Source organism: Microvirga sp. GN3 (assembly GCF_055792825.1).
Genome location: NZ_JBVVAK010000038.1, coordinates 1 through 20,196 on the forward strand (window position 1 = coordinate 1; position 20,196 = coordinate 20,196).

At 61.1% G+C, this 20,196-nt stretch carries 22 protein-coding genes; 14 read left to right on the forward strand and 8 right to left on the reverse strand.

Annotation, left to right across the window (positions count from 1 at the left end):
* Nucleotides 1-297 precede the first annotated feature (297 nt).
* Nucleotides 298-2,418 carry a glycosyltransferase gene (locus tag ACS5Q1_RS18950; protein WP_473099643.1) on the forward strand — a complete coding sequence of 707 codons (2,121 nt, stop codon included), beginning with the start codon at nt 298-300 and terminating at the stop codon, nt 2,416-2,418.
* Nucleotides 2,411-2,836 carry a hypothetical protein gene (locus ACS5Q1_RS18955; RefSeq protein WP_473099644.1) on the forward strand — a complete coding sequence of 142 codons (426 nt, stop codon included), beginning with the start codon at nt 2,411-2,413 and terminating at the stop codon, nt 2,834-2,836. The genes ACS5Q1_RS18950 and ACS5Q1_RS18955 overlap by 8 nt, the downstream gene beginning before the upstream one ends.
* Nucleotides 2,837-3,048: 212 nt before the next feature.
* On the opposite strand, the gene ACS5Q1_RS18960 is transcribed toward ACS5Q1_RS18955, so the two are convergent.
* Nucleotides 3,049-3,492, reverse strand: a complete 444-nt coding sequence (locus ACS5Q1_RS18960; protein ID WP_473099645.1) for a hypothetical protein — start codon at nt 3,490-3,492, stop codon at nt 3,049-3,051.
* Between the two features lie 35 nt (nt 3,493-3,527).
* A complete protein-coding gene (locus ACS5Q1_RS18965) occupies nt 3,528-3,662 on the reverse strand; it encodes a hypothetical protein (RefSeq protein WP_473099646.1) in 135 nt (44 codons plus the stop codon).
* A 55-nt stretch (nt 3,663-3,717) separates the two neighbouring features.
* Here ACS5Q1_RS18965 and ACS5Q1_RS18970 point away from each other — a divergent pair, with 55 nt between their 5' ends.
* The gene (locus ACS5Q1_RS18970; protein WP_473099647.1) at nt 3,718-4,782 is read left to right on the forward strand and encodes a hypothetical protein; all 1,065 of its coding nucleotides are present in this window, start codon (nt 3,718-3,720) and stop codon (nt 4,780-4,782) included.
* A gap of 128 nt (nt 4,783-4,910) precedes the next feature.
* On the opposite strand, the gene acnA is transcribed toward ACS5Q1_RS18970, so the two are convergent.
* Complete coding sequence (gene acnA, locus ACS5Q1_RS18975; protein WP_473099648.1) at nt 4,911-7,616, reverse strand: aconitate hydratase AcnA; 2,706 nt, start codon at nt 7,614-7,616, stop codon at nt 4,911-4,913.
* 220 nt (nt 7,617-7,836) lie between these two features.
* Here acnA and ccmA point away from each other — a divergent pair, with 220 nt between their 5' ends.
* The 3 genes from ccmA to ACS5Q1_RS18990 all read left to right on the forward strand — a co-directional run bounded on the left by ccmA (nt 7,837) and on the right by ACS5Q1_RS18990 (nt 10,093).
* On the forward strand, nt 7,837-8,469 hold the full coding sequence (ccmA, locus tag ACS5Q1_RS18980; protein ID WP_473099649.1) for a heme ABC exporter ATP-binding protein CcmA: 633 nt from the start codon (nt 7,837-7,839) through the stop codon (nt 8,467-8,469).
* Nucleotides 8,466-9,134, forward strand: coding sequence for a heme exporter protein CcmB (gene ccmB, locus ACS5Q1_RS18985; RefSeq protein WP_203441910.1), 669 nt, complete (start codon nt 8,466-8,468; stop codon nt 9,132-9,134). Before ccmA ends, ccmB begins: the two co-directional genes overlap by 4 nt.
* 62 nt (nt 9,135-9,196) lie before the next feature.
* Entirely contained in the window at nt 9,197-10,093 is an 897-nt protein-coding gene (locus ACS5Q1_RS18990) for a bifunctional helix-turn-helix transcriptional regulator/GNAT family N-acetyltransferase (RefSeq protein ID WP_473099650.1), read from the forward strand.
* Here the strand turns inward: ACS5Q1_RS18990 and ACS5Q1_RS18995 are convergent.
* Nucleotides 10,088-10,765, reverse strand: coding sequence for an ArsR/SmtB family transcription factor (locus tag ACS5Q1_RS18995; protein WP_473099651.1), 678 nt, complete (start codon nt 10,763-10,765; stop codon nt 10,088-10,090). The genes ACS5Q1_RS18990 and ACS5Q1_RS18995 overlap by 6 nt on opposite strands.
* Nucleotides 10,766-10,843: 78 nt before the next feature.
* On the opposite strand from ACS5Q1_RS18995, the gene ACS5Q1_RS19000 reads away from it, so the two are divergent.
* On the forward strand, nt 10,844-11,173 hold the full coding sequence (locus ACS5Q1_RS19000) for an NIPSNAP family protein (protein ID WP_473099652.1): 330 nt from the start codon (nt 10,844-10,846) through the stop codon (nt 11,171-11,173).
* Nucleotides 11,170-11,535 (forward strand): antibiotic biosynthesis monooxygenase family protein, encoded by a 366-nt coding sequence (locus tag ACS5Q1_RS19005; RefSeq protein WP_473099653.1) that lies wholly within the window; start codon nt 11,170-11,172, stop codon nt 11,533-11,535. The genes ACS5Q1_RS19000 and ACS5Q1_RS19005 overlap by 4 nt, the downstream gene beginning before the upstream one ends.
* On the opposite strand, the gene ACS5Q1_RS19010 is transcribed toward ACS5Q1_RS19005, so the two are convergent.
* Nucleotides 11,519-12,505 carry a M23 family metallopeptidase gene (locus ACS5Q1_RS19010; protein ID WP_473099654.1) on the reverse strand — a complete coding sequence of 329 codons (987 nt, stop codon included), beginning with the start codon at nt 12,503-12,505 and terminating at the stop codon, nt 11,519-11,521. The two genes, ACS5Q1_RS19005 and ACS5Q1_RS19010, sit on opposite strands and share 17 nt — an antisense overlap.
* A gap of 437 nt (nt 12,506-12,942) precedes the next feature.
* Between ACS5Q1_RS19010 and ACS5Q1_RS19015 the strand changes: the two genes are divergently transcribed.
* From ACS5Q1_RS19015 to ACS5Q1_RS19030, 4 genes are read left to right on the forward strand one after another with little or no spacing between them, the layout of a single operon-like run.
* A complete protein-coding gene (locus ACS5Q1_RS19015) occupies nt 12,943-13,683 on the forward strand; it encodes a heme ABC transporter permease (protein WP_473099655.1) in 741 nt (246 codons plus the stop codon).
* A gap of 3 nt (nt 13,684-13,686) precedes the next feature.
* Nucleotides 13,687-13,842, forward strand: coding sequence for a heme exporter protein CcmD (gene ccmD, locus ACS5Q1_RS19020; RefSeq protein WP_203441917.1), 156 nt, complete (start codon nt 13,687-13,689; stop codon nt 13,840-13,842).
* The gene (locus ACS5Q1_RS19025; RefSeq protein ID WP_473099656.1) at nt 13,835-14,413 is read left to right on the forward strand and encodes a DsbE family thiol:disulfide interchange protein; all 579 of its coding nucleotides are present in this window, start codon (nt 13,835-13,837) and stop codon (nt 14,411-14,413) included. The genes ccmD and ACS5Q1_RS19025 overlap by 8 nt, the downstream gene beginning before the upstream one ends.
* 42 nt (nt 14,414-14,455) lie before the next feature.
* Nucleotides 14,456-15,010: a hypothetical protein gene (locus ACS5Q1_RS19030; protein ID WP_473099657.1), complete on the forward strand. Its 555-nt coding sequence runs from the start codon at nt 14,456-14,458 to the stop codon at nt 15,008-15,010.
* Between the two features lie 175 nt (nt 15,011-15,185).
* On the opposite strand, the gene ACS5Q1_RS19035 is transcribed toward ACS5Q1_RS19030, so the two are convergent.
* Nucleotides 15,186-15,665 carry a YaiI/YqxD family protein gene (locus ACS5Q1_RS19035; RefSeq protein WP_473099658.1) on the reverse strand — a complete coding sequence of 160 codons (480 nt, stop codon included), beginning with the start codon at nt 15,663-15,665 and terminating at the stop codon, nt 15,186-15,188.
* Nucleotides 15,666-15,801: 136 nt separating this feature from the next.
* On the opposite strand from ACS5Q1_RS19035, the gene ACS5Q1_RS19040 reads away from it, so the two are divergent.
* Nucleotides 15,802-17,145 (forward strand): adenylate/guanylate cyclase domain-containing protein, encoded by a 1,344-nt coding sequence (locus ACS5Q1_RS19040; protein WP_473099659.1) that lies wholly within the window; start codon nt 15,802-15,804, stop codon nt 17,143-17,145.
* 123 nt (nt 17,146-17,268) lie between these two features.
* Here ACS5Q1_RS19040 and ACS5Q1_RS19045 read toward each other — a convergent pair whose 3' ends face one another.
* Nucleotides 17,269-17,865: a septation protein A gene (locus ACS5Q1_RS19045; RefSeq protein ID WP_473099660.1), complete on the reverse strand. Its 597-nt coding sequence runs from the start codon at nt 17,863-17,865 to the stop codon at nt 17,269-17,271.
* On the reverse strand, nt 17,862-19,211 hold the full coding sequence (ftsY, locus tag ACS5Q1_RS19050; protein WP_473099661.1) for a signal recognition particle-docking protein FtsY: 1,350 nt from the start codon (nt 19,209-19,211) through the stop codon (nt 17,862-17,864). Before ftsY ends, ACS5Q1_RS19045 begins: the two co-directional genes overlap by 4 nt.
* A gap of 222 nt (nt 19,212-19,433) precedes the next feature.
* Between ftsY and ACS5Q1_RS19055 the strand changes: the two genes are divergently transcribed.
* Nucleotides 19,434-20,147 carry an RluA family pseudouridine synthase gene (locus ACS5Q1_RS19055; RefSeq protein WP_473099662.1) on the forward strand — a complete coding sequence of 238 codons (714 nt, stop codon included), beginning with the start codon at nt 19,434-19,436 and terminating at the stop codon, nt 20,145-20,147.
* Nucleotides 20,148-20,196 lie beyond the last annotated feature (49 nt).

Consider the following 20,196-nt stretch of genomic DNA (forward strand, 5'->3'; position numbering starts at 1 on the left):
GGTGTGGCACAGTGCAATCGGTGGCAGGGGTTAGTCTCAGCAACTAAATCCTACGCTGCTTCAAGTGCTTAAGCTACATCCGCCAGCCTTCTCCAACCGCCTCGTGCATAAAAGCGGCTAGGCTTGTCTTGGATTTGGAGTGGCCGGTTTCTCAGCAATCCGTCCAAATTTTACGGCCTTGACCTGACAATCCCATTTCGAAATGTAATGAAGTTGTGTTACTTGCATTGATGGCGGGTGATTCTGGATAGGACGCGCGCTTTTCCTGCTTCAGGAGCATCGTGGAAAGCATAGTCAATGGTTGAAAATCCTATCCATGCTTCCATCGTGCTCAACATCCATCGTGAAGCTGTCTTTTTGAGGCGTACGCTTCTTTCCCTTTCCGAGGCTGGGGCCTTTGCACGATCAAAAGGGATCTATCTGGAGTTGATTGCGGTTCTCGATAGAACAGATGACGATACCCGGCAGGTTCTGTCATCGTCCGACTTAAGTATCTATGAAAAAATCAAGATCATCGAGGTCGACAACGGATCCTTAGGGCCGTCTCGCAACGATGGAATTAATCAATCCTCAGGAGAGTATATCTTTACCGCCGATGCGGATGATCTTGTCTCATATAATTACTTTCATGATATCTTAATAGAAGCTCATAAAAAAGGTAACAACGCCCTTTATTTCCCCGAGCAAATTTTTTGCTTCGGGGGTGAGTATTCGATTGTCACCTATAAGGGATTGGAAGTCATTCCTCCCCAGACTTTCGTCGACAGGCAGCCTTACATATCCCGCCTATGTGCCCATCGGGACATATTTCTGAGCATTCCCTATGCGGATGTTCGACTCCAGAGAGGTTATGCTTACGAAGATTGGCATTTCAACGCGGAGGCAGTGGCCTTTGGCGTCGACATTCATACCGTTCCAGGAACAATCCTTTTCTATCGCCAGAGACCAGACAGCCTGTTGAAGGCCGCCGATGCGATCTCAATCCGACAAATACCGCCGACGCGACTCTTTGAGCCTACTGTCTATCTGAAACTTTCAGAGAGCCACGAACAACGCGGCCGGGTCGAGGGCGAAAACGTCAGGTCGGAACGGCCTGAACGTTTGAGGATCCGCCTTACGGAACATCCGCAAACAAAAGACTTCATTGCACGGGCCAACGCAATCGAGCCATCTATTTCAGCGGAAAGATATAAAACTTGCCGAGTCTACGAGAATTTCACGGGACCCTATCCTCTGGGAGCCGCCTATCGCGATCTATGCGACATCGTCCGAGATCGTGATTTCAGCGATGTGTTCCTGTTGCCCTTCATGTCACGAGGCGGGGCAGAGAAATATTTTCTGCATCTTATGGAGGCCCTGTACGAACTCGATCCTTTCAAGGACTTTCTCGTCGTTCTCGGTGAAGACCTTGACAACGCGCGATGGACCGAGCGCCTGCCGCCGAACGCTGTAGTCGTCGACATGGCTGTGCATTGCCGCGCGCTTTCATTGGACCAGCGCTGCGTGCTGACCTTGAAATTGATTGAAACATGTTCATCCGAGACACGGATCCACATGCGGCAATCCATATTCGTCGACCGGTTTCTGGGTTTGTATGGCGTCGTCCTGAAGGACAGAGAAAGCACCTATTACCGCTTTCCCGATATCGAGCGCATCAAGGACGGCCAATCATCGATCGTGGCTTCTTCTCTCGGACTTATCTCCGACAATCTCGATTATCTTTCCAAGATCATCTGCGACAGCATGACGACGATTGAGAAGGATCATCATCGACTCGGCCTGCAGACACATAAATGGCACTGCCTCCATGCTCCGGTCGAAGCGCCGGCGGTGCTGCCTCCGCGCGAAAACAACGCTGCCCGGCGCGTTCTATGGGCTTCACGCCTTGATACCGAAAAGAGACCTTCTCTGCTTCCCTTGATTGCCTCGCGCCTGAGCCGCAGCGCTCCTGATGCGCATATCGATGTATTCGGCGGATCCGTCTTCAACGGATTCGATCCCTTCATGTTGGAACGGCTACGCAACCTTCAATATCATGGGTCTTACAACGGCTTTGGCGCTCTGCCGCTCTCCCGGTTTTCAATCTTTCTCTACACAAGCCTGCATGACGGCATTCCCAACGTGATCCTGGAGGCCATGAGCCATGGCCTCACGGTCATCGCTCCCGATGTCGGAAGCATTTCCGAGATCGTCATCGACGGAGAAACAGGGATTCTGCTGCCATCTCTGGCTGATGATCGCGACATGGCCTCTTCTTATGTGCAAGCCATCCAGACTCTCTTGGACGATCCCGATCTCGCCCGCGGTTTGGCCGAAAAAGGTCGTGCCTATGTTCGCAGAGTGCACTCGCCTGACGTTCACATGAAACGCGTCGCGGAGCTTTTTGGTATTCAGCAGAGGCATCTTCAATATGCTTAAAAAAGTCGATGTCCCGCAAACGCCATTCGGCTCCGAAGACATCGAATACTACAAGTCTCTTGCGCGTCTTGCAGAACGACGGGCACGGGATATCCGCCGGACTGCCGCTCTCGACCGGGATAAGCTTGAGAAGCTGCTTGCTGAGAGAGAGTTTTCCGGAAACAAGGACGACTCCGAGAAGGAGCGTTTCAAGAAAACATGCGCTCGACTACAGGACAATTTGCGCAGTACCGAGAGGGAACTCAGAGAGTTCAAGAAGATCGATGAGGCATTGGCTGCTTCACGAGCGCACCGATTGGCGGCCGCCTATATCCGATTTGCCACAGGCAATTCTCTGCTCGCCAGGGCACTGTATCCTGTTCGCGTCTTCGCTCGTCTCCTATTTCCGCTTGAAGCAAGTGAGCGTCGGAAACGGTAGCCCTGGCGGTGAAGTTATGAGTGCCGTCGGAAAGAATCGGGTGAACGGGAGTGAGCGGGATCGCTTCAGTAAAAAGAGTTGTTCCCCCGAAGTTCGCTCTGACTGAGGAGCCCGACTGGTTCTCACATAGCGAGCAGGCGTTTTGTTGAGCTTGCTTACATCCAAAACCGGCAGACGAGGCATGAAAGGATCTTCCGTTGATGCCGCTCTACTCATCCGGTGAATGAGTTCAGGATCTGGGAGATGCTTTGAATGCCAGTCTCGAATGCCATTAGCAAAATCACCGGCAAATGCAAGCGCCGCACTCGTTGCATAGAATGATGAGCGAGCCGTTTTTGTTGATCTCCAGTTACGACGCTCTTCCGCTGCATCGCCTGCACGGATTCTGTTTTCAGGACGAAGATCTCATTCTCGGCGATGCCGGCTATGAGAAGTATATCGCGTCGAGGAAGAGGTATATTCAGCCGGGCCAAGATGGAGCTTACATCGTCGTCTGCACCCTCAATGGCGAGACGGTCGTGGGCACTGATTTCAGTGGTTACTGCAAGCTCTTTCTGTATCAGCGTGGAGAACGATGGGCCCTGTCGAACTCTTTCATTGAGCTTGTACGCTTTGTTGCAGATAAGGATCTGCCTGTCACAATCGACGAGGCTCACCTTTCCAGCTTTTTTATTGAAGGATCGTTTGGAGATCAGCTGACGTCCTTAAGAACCAGCGTCAAGGAAATCCAATTGGTGCCCTCGACCATGGAAGCCGTGATCGCCCGCACGTTTTTCGGGACCGCCGTGAAGTTGCGGATGACATCGGCTGCTTCTAATCGGACCACGCATGAGGATCATAAGGGCGCATTCCGCAACTACATGAAACTTTGGATTGGGCGCATGGCGACATTGCTCCGATCGGACCTTCACATGCGTGCTGACCTGACCGGCGGTCGGGATTCTCGTGCGGTTTTGTCTCTGATGCTGGCTGCGGCCCGCAATATCGGAGATGGGGTCATCCGAAAGGTCAACTTCACGAGCAACAAAACTTCCAAGAGCGACTTCGCGATCGCGAGGGGCATCGCAGAGAAATATCACTTGCGCTTCATGGATAAAGGTGAGGATCCGCGCATGCCCGTTCGCCGAGGCACGGCAGAGGCATATGAACAGTGGAAGTCTCTGTGTCTCGGTGTTTATGGCCCGATCTATTTCCCCGTCACCCGTCCCGTTCCAACCGCGGTCCAGCTCGGTGGGGCTGGCGGTGAGGGCCACAGGCGGTTTTATCCCGATATGGCGCCGGGCAAGTTCATCAGAGCCCACCGCATATTCATTCCCTCATCGACCCATTTCAGGAAGCTAAAGCGGGATATCCTTGAGGATCTCTCGATGCTGTGCGGAGGTGCTGAAGCCTCCGTTGATCCTTTGATCGTTCATTATCGTCATTTCCGCGATCGTTGCCATGGAGGACGCGCACCGCAATATGGAAATCTTCTCTCGCCGTTGTCGGGCGCCGCTCTGAGGCAGGCTTCCTCCATGTATCCATCCGATCAGATCGACCGCAGTCAGGTGCTGGCGGATATTCTCATCAATGCCGATCGCGAGCTGGCCGCAATGCCATACGATGACCCGGGGAAGTCGTTCGATGCGCGCAATTTTGGTGACGTGGTCGATGCTGGTGACGCAGTGGTCTCAGCCCGGACGGATGGACATGTCTTCGCGGGAGAAGTCATACCGGAGGAGCCGGGAGATTTCACGAAGGAGAGAGCTCTTCACCTGCTCAGAGATGACTTTCTGAAACACTACGAACAGATGCGGGGAGCTGGCTTCTTTCCCAGATATTATCTGGATCGAGCAAAGACGACCATCGAGGAAGCGGTTCTCGCTGGACGCTTCCCCCATGCCCGGAGTGGCGGTTCCATTTCACACGTGGTTCTCGCAGGCGAGCTTTCGCGCCTATCCCGGTAATCCAGATCCTCGTTCGGCCTCACAAGGCTTTAGATACATCAACAAAGCAGGGCGCTCCAACGATGGAGCGCCCTGCTTGTCTTTGACACCCGCTCCTCATGCGAAGAGCGGGCGCTTTGTTATGTGCCTTACGCCGCGAGCTGGCGCAGGACGTAGTGCAGGATGCCGCCGTTGCGGAAGTACTCGACCTCTTCCAGCGTATCGATGCGGCAATGGACCGGCACCTTGCGCACCGATCCGTCGGCGGAGGTGACTTCCATCTCCATGCGCTGGCGCGGCTTCAGATCGCCGGCAAGGCCCTTGATGGTGATGGTCTCGTCGCCCTTGAGACTTAAGCTCTCCCACGAGGTGCCCTGCTCGAACACGAAGGGGGCAACGCCCATGCCGACGAGGTTCGAGCGGTGGATGCGCTCGAAGCTCTCGGCGATCACGGCGCGCACGCCGAGCAGGTTCGTGCCCTTGGCCGCCCAGTCGCGCGACGAGCCGGTGCCGTATTCCTTGCCGGCGAGGATGACCAGCGGCACGCCTTCCTTCTGGTAGCGCATGGCGGCGTCATAGATGAACATCCGCTCGCCGGAGGGCTGGTGGATCGTGTAGCCGCCTTCGACCACGTGGCCGCTCTCGTCCTTCACCATCTGGTTCTTGATGCGGATATTGGCGAAGGTGCCGCGCATCATGACCTCGTGGTTGCCGCGACGGGTGCCGTACTGGTTGAAGTCGGCGACGCGCACCTGATGCGACTGCAGGTATTCACCGGCCGGGGAAGCGGCGCGGATGTTGCCTGCGGGCGAGATATGGTCGGTGGTGATCGAGTCCTGGAACAGGCCGAGGATGCGCGCGTTCAGGATGTCCGTGACCGGTTTCGGCTCCTTGGTCATGCCCTCGAAGTAAGGCGGGTTCTGCACATAGGTGGAACCGGGAGGCCACTCATAGGTGAGGCCCGGCTCGAAGGTGACCTTCTTCCAGTTGGCATCGCCCGAGAACACGTCGGCGTAGCGGGTCTTGAACAGCTCGCTGGTGATCGTGCGGTCGATGAACTCCTGCACTTCCGCCGAGGAGGGCCAGATGTCCTTCAGGTACACCGGCTGTCCGTCCGAGCCCGTACCGAGCGGATCCTTGGTCAGGTCCACCAGCATGGAGCCGGCGAGCGCATAGGCGACCACCAGTGGAGGCGAGGCGAGGTAGTTCGCGCGCACGTCCGGGTTCACGCGGCCTTCGAAGTTGCGGTTGCCGGAGAGCACCGACACGGCCACGAGGTCGTTGTCGTTGATCGCCTTCGAGATGTTTTCCGGCAGCGGACCCGAATTGCCGATGCAGGTGGTGCAGCCGAAGCCGACGAGGTTGAAGCCGAGCGCATCGAGGTCGCCCTGGAGGCCGGCCTTCTTGAAGTATTCCTCGACGATCTGCGATCCGGGCGCGAGCGAGGTCTTCACCCACGGCTTGGAGGTCAGGCCCTTCTTCACCGCGTTACGGGCGAGAAGGCCTGCGCCGATCATCACGCTCGGGTTCGAGGTGTTGGTGCAGGAGGTGATGGCCGCGATCACCACGTCGCCGTGGCCGAGATCGTAATTGGCGCCGTCCACCTTCACGCGCTTGCCAATCTCGCCGGCCTTGCGGAACTCCTTCTCCATGGCGCCAAGGAACTCGGTCTTGGAGTTATCGAGCGTCACGCGATCCTGCGGGCGCTTCGGGCCGGCAAGCGAGGGAACCACGTCGCCGAGGTCGAGCTCAAGGGTGTCGGTGAAGACCGGATCCGGCGTCTCGGCCGTGCGCCACATGCCCTGTGCCTTGGCATAGGCCTCGACAAGGGCGATGCGCTCGTCGGTACGGCTCGTGGTGCGCAGGTAGGCGATGGTCTTGTCGTCGATCGGGAAGAAGCCGCAGGTCGCGCCGTATTCGGGCGCCATGTTGCCGATGGTGGCACGGTCGGCGACCGACATGTCGTTGAGGCCGGGGCCGTAGAATTCCACGAACTTGCCGACCACGCCCTTCTTGCGCAGCATCTGGGTGACGGTGAGCACCAGGTCGGTGGCGGTCACGCCTTCCTTCAGCTTGCCGGTGAGTCTGAAGCCGATGACTTCCGGGATGAGCATGGAGACCGGCTGGCCGAGCATGGCGGCCTCCGCCTCGATGCCGCCGACGCCCCAGCCGAGAACGGCAAGGCCGTTGACCATGGTGGTGTGCGAATCGGTGCCGACCAGGGTGTCCGGATAGGCCACTTCCTCACCGGAAACCGGGTCCTTGCGCGTCCAGACGGCCTGAGAGAGGAATTCCAGGTTCACCTGATGGCAGATGCCGGTGCCCGGGGGAACGACGGAAAAGTTCTCGAAAGCGGTCTGGCCCCACTTGAGGAAGCGGTAGCGCTCGCCGTTGCGCTGATATTCCAGCTCCACGTTGCGGTCGAAAGCCTTCGGGGTGCCGAATTCGTCCACGATCACCGAGTGGTCGATGACGAGATCGACGGGCACGAGCGGGTTGATCTTGCGCGGGTCTCCGCCGAGATTCTTCATGGCATCGCGCATGGCGGCGAGATCCACCACGGCCGGAACGCCGGTGAAGTCCTGCATCAGGACGCGGGCGGGACGATAGGCAATTTCCTTCTCGTCCTTGCCCTTGTTGTCGAGCCAGGCGGCCACGGCCTCGATATCGGTCTTGGTGACCGTGCGGCCGTCCTCGTAGCGCAGAAGGTTCTCGAGCAGCACCTTCATGGAGAAGGGCAGCTTTGAGGCGCCTTTCAGGCCGTTCTTCTCGGCCTCGACGAGGGAGTAATAGGTATAGGTCTTGTCACCGACCTTGAGGGTCTGGCGGGCATTGAAGCTGTTGTTGAGCGTCACGGCGAATCCTCGCGTGCATTTGGGTTACGAACATGTGTTCGGCCGAAAGCGCGATAAGCGCGCGCCGCTCCGGGGGCGCCCGGACAGGGAAGGAAGCGCGCGAGGCGGATTGGACGCCTTGGCGCGCGGCGCAGCCAGGGGTGCTATAGATCATTTCGAGCCGTCCCGCTACACGGTTTAGAACCATTCTGGGGTGCAATCAGGGCAGGGGTCTTGGGGTTTGCGTCTGAGCGTTAACAATTTGGCCTGCGAGAGGGGGGAGCGCCGTATTTTCGAAGGCGTTTCGTTTACCTTGTCTCCAGGCGAGGCTCTGGTGATCACCGGCCGCAACGGTGCCGGCAAGTCCTCGCTCCTCGAGATCCTCGCCGGCCGGCTGCATCCCGCAGCCGGCGTGATTCTTCTGGAGGAGGCAGGCGAGCGGACCCTGCCCGAATGCCTGCATTACGTGGGTCATCGCGATGCCCTGAAGGCGGCGCTCACGGCCGAGGAGAATCTCACCTTCGCCCGCGATTTCCTCGGCAACCCGGCCTTGAAGCCGCGCGAGGCTCTGGACGCGGTGGGGCTCGCCCATGCAGCCCGGCTGCCGGTGGCCTATCTCTCGGCCGGGCAACGTCGACGGGTTGCGCTCGCCCGGCTGCTGGTGGCGAAACGGCCGCTCTGGCTTCTCGACGAGCCGACCTCGGCTCTTGACACCGCGTCTCAGGAAACCTTGCGTCTCCTCCTGGAAAGCCATCGGGACAATGGCGGTATGATCGCGGCCACGACCCATTCGCCGCTGTTTCTGAACGATGCCAAGGAGATCAGGATCGAGCGGACCCCATCTCCCTCGGTATTCGCGGGAGAAGGCGCATGATTCGCTCCTTCCGTGCTCTCCTGGTCCGCGACCTGAAACTCGCCGCGCGTGTCGGCGGCTCGGGCGTCATGGGCCTCATCTTCTTCCTGATGATCGTGACGCTGATTCCCTTCGCGCTCGGGCCCGATCTCAACCTGCTCTCGCGTATCGGCCCAGCGATCCTCTGGATCGCGGCCCTGCTCGCGACGCTCATCGGTCTCGACCGGCTGTTCCAGGCCGACCAGGAGGATGGGTCGCTCGATCTCCTAAGACTCTCGCACGCGCCTTTGGAAATCGTCGTGCTCGCGAAGGTATTCGCCTACTGGCTCGTCACGGGCCTGCCGCTCGCCATTGCGGCTCCGTTTCTCGGCCTCCTCGTTGCTCTGACACCCGAGGGCATGCTTGCCATGGTGGCGACATTGCTCGTCGGCACGCCCGCGCTCACCTTCATCGGCGCGGTGGGGGCGGCGTTGACGTCGTCGTTACGACGCGGCGGGCTGATCCTAGCGATCCTGGTTCTGCCCTTCATGATCCCGACCCTGATCTTCGGGGTTTCGGCCGCCAATGCAGCTCTGGGCGGGACGATTCCGTTCGCGACACCCTTCCTGATCCTGATCGCCCTGTCGCTGATCGCGGCGGTGGTCGGCACGGTCGGCGCGGCTGCGGCCCTGCGGTCGGGGGAGTAGGGGCTCTTCCATCGAATCGCATCAGCCTTGCCCGAGGCCATATATCTGACTAAAGTCAGAGAATGGATCAGCGCCAGATCGAGCAGGTTCGCCGCTTCAACCGCATCGTCACGCAACATGTAGGCGCGCTGGAAGACAGCTATCTCCAGCGGGGTCGCCCGCTTGGACAGGCACGGCTTCTCCACGAGATCGGTCCGGATGGGATCGAGGTGCGGATCCTGCGCGACAGGCTCAAGCTCGATTCGGGCTATGTCAGCCGTCTGCTTCGCTCGCTCGAAAACCAGGGCCTTGTGAAGACTCAGCATCGGATGGGCGATGGCCGGGTCCGCCATGTTGTCCTGACGTCAAAAGGGTGCGCCGAGCGAGCAACCTACGATGCACTGTCCGATGAACTCGCTGCGTCCTTTCTGATGCCCCTCGATCAGGTCCAGCGCGAGCGCCTCATCAACGCCATGGCAGACGTCGTGCGCCTATTGCGGATCGGCGAGGTGGAGTTGCGCCTTGAGGCGCCCGACAGCGCGGCCGCGCGCTCGTGCCTGGAGCAGTATTTCAGGGAGCTTGCCGAGCGGTTCGACGTCGGCTTCGACCCTGCCAAAAGCAATTCGGCGAGCGCCGAGGAAATGTCGCCCCCGGCGGGTTTCTTCATCGTCGCCTGGCTCGACGGCCAGCCCGTTGGCTGTGGAGCGCTCAAAGTCGCAGACGGCATCACAGGCGAGATCAAGCGGATGTGGACGTCGCCCACCGCACGCGGCCTCGGGATCGCGCGAAGGGTGCTGCGGGCGCTTGAGGAAAAGGCACGCGAGGTCGGTCTCGCGAGGCTGCATCTGGAAACCAACCGCGCCCTGACGGAGGCTCAGGTGTTGTATCGTCGGGAGGGCTACGAGGAGGTCGCGCCCTTCAACAGCGAGCCCTATGCGCATCACTGGTTCGAGAAACGGCTGTCACCGAAATCTTCATGAACGGCCGAAGGCCGTCTCGAATTCCTCCACGCCCTCGCAAGTGAAAGTCAGCACGCGGCCGGCATCGCGCCGGACCCATTGTTTCTCGATCAACCGGTTGAGAATCGCGGCGCCGAGTGCGCCGCCGAGATGGCTGTGGCGCTCGCTCCAGTCGAGGCAGGCGCGACAGACGGGACGGCGGCCCTTTTCCAGCTTCGCGAGATCGATGCCGAAATCGGCGAAGAAGGTGCGGCCCTTCGTCGTGAGGGCGAGGTCCTGCCCGCCCTCGATGAGGCCCTGCCGCTGCGCGCCTTTCAGCATCGCAACGCCGCGTTCGCCGGCCAAATGGTCGTAGCAGACGCGGGCGGATCGCAGTGCTGCGTCCTTCGGGCCGGTTCTGACGCGGGTGGCACCGGTGCGCTGGGCCAAGCCCATCAGGGCCTCCAGCACCTGTGCCACATCTGGCCCCGAGAGCCGGAAATAGCGGTGCCGCCCCTGTTTTTCGGCGGTGAGCAGATTGGCGGCATCGAGCTTGGCGAGATGCCCGCTCGCCGTTTGGAGCGTGACGCCTGCAGCCTGCGCAAGCTCGCTTACAGTCAGCGCCCGCCCATCCATGAGGGCGGTGAGGATATTGGCGCGGGCCGGATCGCCGAGGAGTGCGGCCACGGACGCGATGACGGGACCTTCTTTCATACTTCGATCATAACCGAACCATCGACGTCGGACAATCGGCTAGAAACGAGCGTGGTTCAGCCAAAAGGATGTTTTGAGATGATCACCTGCTTCATCCGCTACGAGATCGACCCGTTTAAGGTGGAGGCTTTCAACGAATATGCTCGCAACTGGGGCCAGGCCATTCCCCGCTGCGGCGCGGATCTCATCGGCTATTACGCGCCGCACGAGGGCTCGGCCACGACGGCCTACGGCCTCTACAACATCAGGAGCCTTGGCGAATACGAGGCCTATCGTGAGCGCCTGCGCAACGATTCCGGTGGGCGCGCCAATTACGAATTCGCTAAAAGGGAACAGTTCATCCGCCGGGAAGACCGGATCTTTCTCCGGCTTGCCTCGGCCCCTCATGCGGAGCTTATCAAACCATGATCGCGGTGATCTTCGAAGTCTGGCCGGCCGGGGACGACGGACGGCACCATTATCTCGATCTCGCCGCCGCCCTGCGCGCCGATCTGATGGAGATGGACGGCTTCATCTCCGTCGAGCGCTTTCAGAGCCTGACTGAGCCCGGAAAACTGCTGTCGCTGTCGTTCTGGCGCGACGAGGAGGCGGTGCGGGCCTGGCGAAACCTGCCGTCCCATCGTGCCACGCAAGGAGAGGGCCGCGCCGGTGTTTTCAGCAATTACCGCCTGCGAGTCGCGAGCGTGATTCGCGATTATGGCCTGAACGAGCGCGAGGAGGTGCCTGCGGACAGCCGCGCGGCGCACGCCGGCATCACGGCCGCAGGCTGATTCCGAAAGCCTGCTCGATGGCGGCTTTTCCGTTGCGCTCAACCCGATAGATCGCCCGATAGAGGCCGGGGCGAAAGCCGCCCTGCGGCTGCTTCACGCCGGCAAAAGCCATCCATTGCGCCTTGTCGCGGTCAAGCGGCGGGGCCTTGTTCTGGGCGAGCGGCTTGCCGTCGGGATCGAACAGGGTGAGCGTCTGCACGTCGCCGCCTTTGAGGCCGATGGCGCGGATGAAGGCCACCAGGGCAGGAGACTTGGTCGTGGGCGTGTCCTGCTCGACGGATCCCGATTCGATCGCTTCCATCGTCACCGGACCGGGGGCGAAACCTTTGTTGAGCACAGAGCCGCCCTGATAGGCGAGCGTTCGCTGGAGCGAGGCTTCCCAGAGAGATTTGCCGCCGCCGCAGGATTTTTCCGTCGCGCCATAGGCGAAGGGATCGACCGGCTTGCCGTCCTTGATCACTGTGAAATGCAGATGCGGAAACTCGGTCAGCCCGGACAAACCGATCTGCCCGATCTTCTCGCCCGCTTTTACCTCGCGGCCGGAGCGCACCGTGAGGCTGCCCTTCGCCATGTGGCAATAGGCGGTACGCCAGCCATTGCCGTGATCGATCACCACGGCATTGCCGCAGCCGATCTGGCTGATCCGTTCGCGGTCCTCCGCCTTCACGAATGTGTCGGGAACGCCCTCACGGGTGCTGGCGACCTTTCCATCTGCTGCGGCAACCACGTCGATCCCGGTCTTCTGTGCCAGCATGTTCGGCAGGCGGATGTCGGTGCCGTCATGCCCGTCTTCCCCAACGGCGCCGCATTGATAATCGCGCATGGCAGGCGAGGGGTCGTGATCGACGTATTTCTGGATGAAGCAGGTGTGGCCGACCTCGCAGACGACCGGCAGGCGCAGGGTGATGTCCTGCGCTGCTGCGGGAAGAGCGAGGGTGAGGCCGATGAGGCTCAAGAGTCCAAGGCGCATGATCGCTCCGCAACAATGATACGGAATTATAGGCCGTTTCGCGTGGCGGATGAAGGGCACGAAATTAGGCTTCGCTGTCATTCCCGGCCGGAGCGCAGCGGGAGGGGAAGGGAATCCATCAGCACAGGGTCTGATCATGGATCCCCTTCCCTCGCCTCCGGCTCACCGGGGACGACACCCATTCCGTCATGGCCGGGCTCGTCCCGGCCATCCCGATCAGGAAAGCACCGAGCTTCCATAAAGCGGGATCACCGACACAAGGTCGGTGATGACGAGGGTGAGGACCAGGGAGACATTAAAGCCAAGGTCCTACGCACATTTCCGGAATGCTCGAACGGCTCCAAAGTTCTTAAAAGCCCGCAAGTGGCGAAATCGTTATTCGGCTTGCGGCGATGTCTCCGTTGCAGGCACTCTTTAAGACCGCTACATCGAGCCCCATGATCCGAGAGTTTGCCAATCCGACCCGCTTCATGAGCCTCAGCGGCACTTTTCTGCCGTGGCTGGGCGGTCTGGCGGCACTGCTGATGGCCGTCGGGCTTTACATGGTCTGGTTTACGGCGCCCGCCGATTACCAGCAGGGCGAGACGGTCAAGATCATGTACATCCATGTCCCAGCGGCCTGGCTGTCCCTGTTCTTCTACATGATCATGGCAAGCTCCGCCCTTGGCACGCTCGTCTGGCGCCATCCGCTCGCGGACGTGTCGCAAAAGGCGGCCGCGCCCATCGGGGCAGCCTTCACGCTGATCTGCCTCGTCACCGGCTCGCTCTGGGGCAAGCCGATGTGGGGCACCTATTGGCAATGGGATGCGCGCCTCACCTCCATGCTGGTGATGCTGCTGATCTATCTCGGCATTCTCGCCCTCTGGCGCGCCATCGAGGAGCCGAATCGAGCCGCGCGTGCTGTGTCGATCCTCACGCTTGTCGGTGCGGTGAATGTGCCGATTGTGAAGTTCTCCGTCGATTGGTGGAACACCCTGCACCAGCCGGCCGCCGTGTTCCGCCTCGATGGGCCGACGATCCATTCCTCCATGCTCATCCCGCTCCTGATCATGGCGGTGGCCTTCACCCTGACAGGCCTCGCGCTGCATCTGTCGGGCATGCGCACCGAGATCCTGCGCCGCCGGGTGCGCACGCTCACCATTCTCGAGGCCGAGCGCCTCGACTTACAGGTGGCCTGAACGATGTCGCACACGTTCTTCATCGCGTTTTCCTATATCCTGACGGCGCTGGTCGTGATCGGATTGATCCTGCGCGCCGTGATCGACCACCGCATCCAGGTCCGTGCGCTTGCCGATCTCGAGGCGCGCGGCATCGGCCGGAGGTCCCGCCGTGGCTGAAGTTGTTGAGCGCCCGCGCTCTCGTCTGATTTTCCTGTTGCCCGCGCTCGTCTTCATCGCCCTGGTGGTACTTTTCGGTGTGCAGCTGATCTCAGGCCGCAACCCGGCCGAGGTCCCCTCGGTGCTGATCAACAAGCCCGTTCCGAGCTTCAACCTCGCCCCGCTCGAAGGGCTTCTGGCCAATGGCCAGGCCGTGCCCGGCTTCTCGAACGAGGATCTGAAGGGCCGCGTGACGGTGGTGAATGTCTGGGCCTCCTGGTGCGCGCCCTGCCGCCAGGAGCATCCGCTGCTGGTCGATCTCGCCAGGGATCCGTCGATCCGCGTCGTCGGCATCAACCAGAAGGATAATCCGGACAACGCCCGCCGCTTCCTCGGCGCGCTCGGCAATCCTTACGCGGCTGTCGGCGTCGATCCGAACGGCCGCGCTTCCATCGACTGGGGCGTCTACGGCGTGCCCGAAACCTTCATCGTCGGCCCCGACGGCACCATCCGCCACAAGCATATCGGGCCCCTGACGCCGGAGAATTTTGAGGCGTTCAGGGAAAAGTTGCGGTTGGTGGCAGTTCGGTAATAATATTACTCTCCAGTAGGTAAGTTGGGGAGAATATTAGGCATGCCAGCTGAGCTGAAGGACGGAGTACAACCTGAAGGTCGCTACTTCTTCCAAAGAAGCAAGGTACTGGGCTTTTTTGCTCTCGCAATCGCCATCGCATTACTGTTTCTGTTCTTGGCGTATGAGCTGTCCGATCCTGATTGGTATCCCACCGGGAGACGGATGCGAAATGGCCTTTGGGGCCATTTGCTCGTTGCTGTGCCATGGTGGTTACGTACGACGCTCTTTGCAGGATTAGCCGCGGCCATATTCCTGCTCTTCGCCTGTATGCTTTTTCATGCTCTCGATAGGAAGCCGGATTGTATTATCGGTCCAGAAGGTATCAGTCGGAATGCAATCTTTCGGACTCTGAAGATCTCGTGGCTCGAACTTCAGTCGATCAGTTTTCAAGAGAACGGAATAAAATTTGCAGGAACAGCACGTCTAGATCCGCTCAAGAAAATCGAGATTGTAATTGATTCGATGTTTTTCATCGGATCGAAGAACGAAGTTCTCAATTTGATCCGTCATTATCGTCCAGATATCATCATTAATGAGCAAACACAGGCCCCTTAGAGTCTGACTCAAAATGCGGCTATCCGCTGCCACCGAGGTGTCTTCCTGGCGCTCCCCGCACCTGAAACGGTGAAAATCTGTCCCGTTTGGGCCTGATTAAGCTTCCTATTCCTGCCAGGATGCAGCCACAGGATGCGTTCCGGGAGTTTTCAGTCAGCCTCTTAGGCTCGATGATCTAATTGCCAAATCCCGCACGCTTGAGCCGGTTGATCGCAACGTCGAGTGCCGACAGAAACGCCGAGCGGTCCTTTTGCGAAAACGCCTTTGGTCCGCCCGTCACCTCGCCCATGGCGCGCAGGTCTTCCATCAGGTTGCGAGTGGCGAGCGCCATGCCGATGGAGGCTTCCGTGAAAGGCTTTCCGGTCGGGCCGATCACCTCGGCGCCGGCCTTCACGCAGCGGCTCGCCAGCGGGATATCGGCGGTGATCACGATGGCGCTGCGCCGGGCGCGCTCGGCGATCCAGTCGTCGGCTGCATCGAACCCCGAACTCACGATGACCCGCTCGATCAACGGATCCTGCGGCACCTGCAGGAAGGAATTCGAGACCACGAAGACCTTGACCCGGTGGCGCTCGGCGACGCGATAGACCTCCGACTTCACCGGGCAGGCATCCGCATCGATATAGAGGGTGATCGCCTGGAAGACCTCGCTCATGGGCCATATATTCCTGTGAGATGCGGGGATGATGCCGGGTCTGACCGGCTGGCCGTGACGGCGTAACCAATCGGTAATCGGCGTTGCGGCACGTATTGGCCGGACCATATAAATCCTTGGAAGCAGAAAGAAACCCGTGACTCCGCGATACCGCATCCGCGCCGCTCTCGGCCTGATCGACAGCCTGCGTACGACGCCTGTCTTGAGCGATGCCACGCACCGGCTGATCCGTGAGGCCGATATGGGCGCCCTGCAGCGGGCCGGGCTCGCACGCATGGTCACGGCCGGGCTGCTGCTGCTGGCCGTCGTCATCACCACAGCGAGTGTCGAACTCACCAACCCGATGGCGCTCAAGCAGATCTGGGCCGCAGAGTTGACCCTGGTGCTGTTCGGAGCCCTCGGGTGGGTCGGAGCCTGGCTCGCCTCGAAACGGATCGCCATCACGAAGCTGCCGGTCATCACCGCCATTCTCGACGCCTGCCTCATTCTCGGCAATCTTGGCTACACGCATTGGGGGCTAGGCGTTCCCGGCAGCCTTTTTTCGGTTTTTCCGGTCGCCTGGGTGGTGCCGATCACCATGGCGGCGGCGGCAATCCATTATCAGCCCCGGCTTCAGGCCTTCGTCGCGGCCATCTATGTGATTGGTCTCTCCCTCCTGGCCTTCGGCGGCGGTTTCGTAAGTCCCGCGGAGCGCCAGCAGGAACTGGTCGGGATGGGGGGACTGTTCTCGATGCAGGCCAATCTGGTGCGCATCGTCATGGTTTTCGCCGCGGGCCTGATTCTGATCCTCGTGGCGCGGCAGGGGCGCCTCATGCTGGAACGGGCCGTGCGGGAGACAACCTTGCGCGTGACGCTCACGCGCTATCTGCCGCGCGAACTCGCCCCTATCCTGACCGACCAGGCTTTCGCGTCCTTACGTCAGGGGCGGCGCATTCCGGTGAGTTTGCTCTTCGTCGACATCCGGGCCTCGACCACCTTCGGCGAGACCATGGAGCCGGCGCAGCTTGCCGTCTTCATCACCTCGTTCCGCCGCCGGGTCTTGCGAGCGGCAAGCCGGCACGGCGGCGTCATTGACAAGTTCACCGGCGACGGGGCTCTCATCCTTTTCGGCGTGCCGGGCGCGCAGGAGGGGGACGCGGAGCGCGCGCTCGCCTGCGGCCGCACGCTGCTGAACCTGATCGAGCGCTGGAACACCAAGCGCGGCTTCAGCCCGCCGGTGCGCCTCGGCATCGGCATCCATACGGGTGACGTGTTCTGCGGCGTGGTGGGCGACGAGAGCCGGCTCGAATTCACCGTCGTCGGCGAGACCGTCAACATCGCCTCGCGCATCGAGCAGGCGACGAAGGCGGCCGGCTGCGAATTGCTGGCCTCGCAGGAAACCGTCGTGGCGGCGGGGGAGGAGGCGCTCTGGATGGAGGTGGAATGCGATCCCCTGCCAGGAGTGACGCGCAGGATGGTGCTGATGAAGCCGGTGGGGTGAGGGGGCATCGTTTCCCGTCATGGCCGGACTTGTTCCGGCCATCCACGTCTCAAGAAACACGGCGGGTTAAGACGTGGATCCCCGGGACAAGCCCGGGGATGACGAGGTGTTTGGGTAAAAGGCTTAAACCTCTTCTGCCTTTTTCACCTCATGCCGCAACAGCAGCGGTGTCTGCGCCAGCGCGAAGGCGATGGTGAGCGGCATGATGCCGAAAACCTTGAAGCTGACCCAGAAATCAGTGGTCTGCGTGCGCCACACGATCTCGTTCAACACAGCGAGCGCGAAGAAGAACAGGGCCCAGCGCAAGGTGAGCTTGCGCCAGCCTTCCTCGTCGAGCGCAAACACGCTGTCGAGCACGATCTGCAGCAGGGGTTTGCGGAAATACAGGCCGCCGAGCAGCACCAGCCCGAACATCGTGTTCACGATGGTGGGCTTGAGCTTGATGAAGGTCTCGTCCTGCAGGAACAGCGTGAGTCCGCCGAACACTACCACCACGATACCCGACACCATCGGCATGATCGGCAGCTTGCGGATCAAGGCGTAGCTGATGCCGAGCGCGACCACGGTCGCCACGATGAAGATGCCCGTGGCGGCGAAGATGCGCTGACCTTCCGGGAAGCCGAACCGGTCGCCATAGGCGTTGCCGATGAAGAACAGAGCGAGCGGCCCGAGTTCGAGGGCGAGCTTGAGCAGAGGCGGGAGGCGCTTTTCGTCGGTCATGAGGTTGCTTCTAACCCGGCAATGGCTTTTGCGAAATCCCGTGCGGTGAAAGGTTCCAGGTCCTCCACGCCCTCGCCGACCCCGATGAAATGCACTGGCAAGCCGAACTTGGCAGCAAGTGCCACCAAGATGCCACCCCGCGCCGTGCCGTCGAGCTTGGTCATCACGAGGCCCGTGACGCCCGCCGCCTTCTGGAACAGCTCGACCTGGCTGATGGCGTTCTGGCCCACCGTCGCGTCGAGCACGAGCAGCGTGGCGTGCGGCGCGCTTGGATCGAATTTTTTCACCACGCGCACGATTTTTTCGAGCTCGGCCATGAGACCGGCCTTGTTCTGCAGGCGGCCGGCCGTGTCGATCAGGAGCACGTCGGTGCCGTTGGCCTTCGCCTCCTGGAGGGCGTCATACGCCAAGCCCGCCGCATCGGCGCCCTGCTCGCGGGCGAGGACCGATGCGCCGACACGCTCGCCCCACACCTTCAGCTGCTCAATGGCGGCGGCACGGAAGGTATCGCCGGCGGCGAGCATCACCTTCAGGCCCTGCTGGCGGAACTTCTGGCTGAGCTTGCCGATGGTGGTGGTCTTGCCCGCCCCGTTCACGCCGACCATGAGGATCACGAAGGGCTTTTTCGTGCGGTCGATGGTGAGGGCTTGGGCGACGGGCTGGAGCGCCTTCTCCACCTCGCCGGCGAGGATGGCCTTTACCTCCTGTGGCGAGATCTCCTTGTTGTAGCGGCCCGACGCAATCGCCTCGGTGATCCGCATGGCGGTCGACACGCCGAGATCGGCCTGGACCAGGGCATCCTCGAGTTCTTCGAGCGTGGCATCGTCGAGCTTGCGCTTGGTGAAGAGGCCGGTGACGCTCTCCGACAGGGAGGACGAGGTGCGGCGCATGCCCTCCGTCAGGCGCTGCCACCAGCCGCGAGAAGCGGCAGGCTTGGGTTCCGGAGCCGGAGCGGGAACGACCTCGGCGGGTGCAGGTTCAAGGGCCGGCAGATCCGCGGCCGGAATGTCCGCTCTCAGCACGGGGCCTGCTTCGGTCACGATCTGCGGCAGCGGCTCCAGCGGCGCGGCACCCTCCGGCTCGAAACCTTCCACAGGCTGGAGATCGGCGCCTGCCAGTTCCGGCGGCGTCTTGCTCTCTTCCGGCGTGTCGGGAGAGGCCGTGGTCACGGTTGGGGGAGCGGCCGTGAGATCGTCCGCAGCGGTCGCAGGCGGAGACGGCATCGCCTCCGGCTCGCCGCCGGCCTGCGGCGTCTCCGGTGCCGGTTCGGGTGCGACGGGGGTATCAGCCTTGCGCCCGAACAGACGGGAGAGGAAACCGGGCTTGTCGGGCTTCGTTTCGGCCATGGGTCTTGCTTTGCCTTGTCAACACTGTGCTTGCTTTAACGCGCGTGCCTCCATAGCGCATCGTGCGGAAAAGTGGATCCGGTTTTCACGGGCGTGGCCCTACGGGCCGCTGACGCGACCCTACGGGTTCGCTCCGAACGATGCGCCACCATGAAGCTTAAGCATCGGATGGATCCCAAAAGTGGCTTCCACTTTTGGGTCCGATGCTCTAGCCGAGGCGTCATGAATGCGGAAGAGATAGTAAGCCGATTGCTCTATCGCGATGCCCTGATGCTCGTGATCGACAAGCCCGCCGGGCTGCCGGTGCATCCTGGCCCCAAGGGGGGCGAGACCCTATTTCATCATCTCGATGCCCTCCGCTTCGGTTTGCCGCGCCGGCCGGAGGCTGCGCACCGTCTCGACAAGGACACCTCCGGCTGCCTCGTGCTCGGCCGCCACCCGAAGGCCATCGCGCGGTTGAATGAGCTTTTCCGCAAGAACGAGGTCGACAAGGTCTATTGGGCCGTGGTCGAGGGCGGGCCTCAGGCCGACGAGGGCGAGATCGATCTGCCGCTTGCGCCGAAATCGCCCGACCGCGGCTGGTGGATGAAGGTGGATCCGAAGGGCCAGCCTTCGCTGACGCATTGGCGGGTCTTGGGGCGGGGCGAGGGCCTGTCTCTCCTCGAACTGCGCCCCATCACCGGCCGTACCCATCAGCTGCGGGTTCATTGCGCGGCGATGAATTTTCCGATCCTGGGCGATCCGATCTACGGCACGGCCCCGCGCTTCAACGGCCCGGGCCTGCACCTGCACGCGAGAAGCGTCACCGTGCCGCTCTACCCGAAGAAGCCGCCGATTTCCGTGGAGGCTCCGGTACCCGAGCATATGCGGGAACGGGTGGAGGCCTGCGGTGTCATCCCGGACGGCGCAGCCGATCCGGGATCGTCCGAAATTTAAGGCACTACATACGGCTTACGATTCCGGGTTCCGCTTCGCGGCCCCGGAA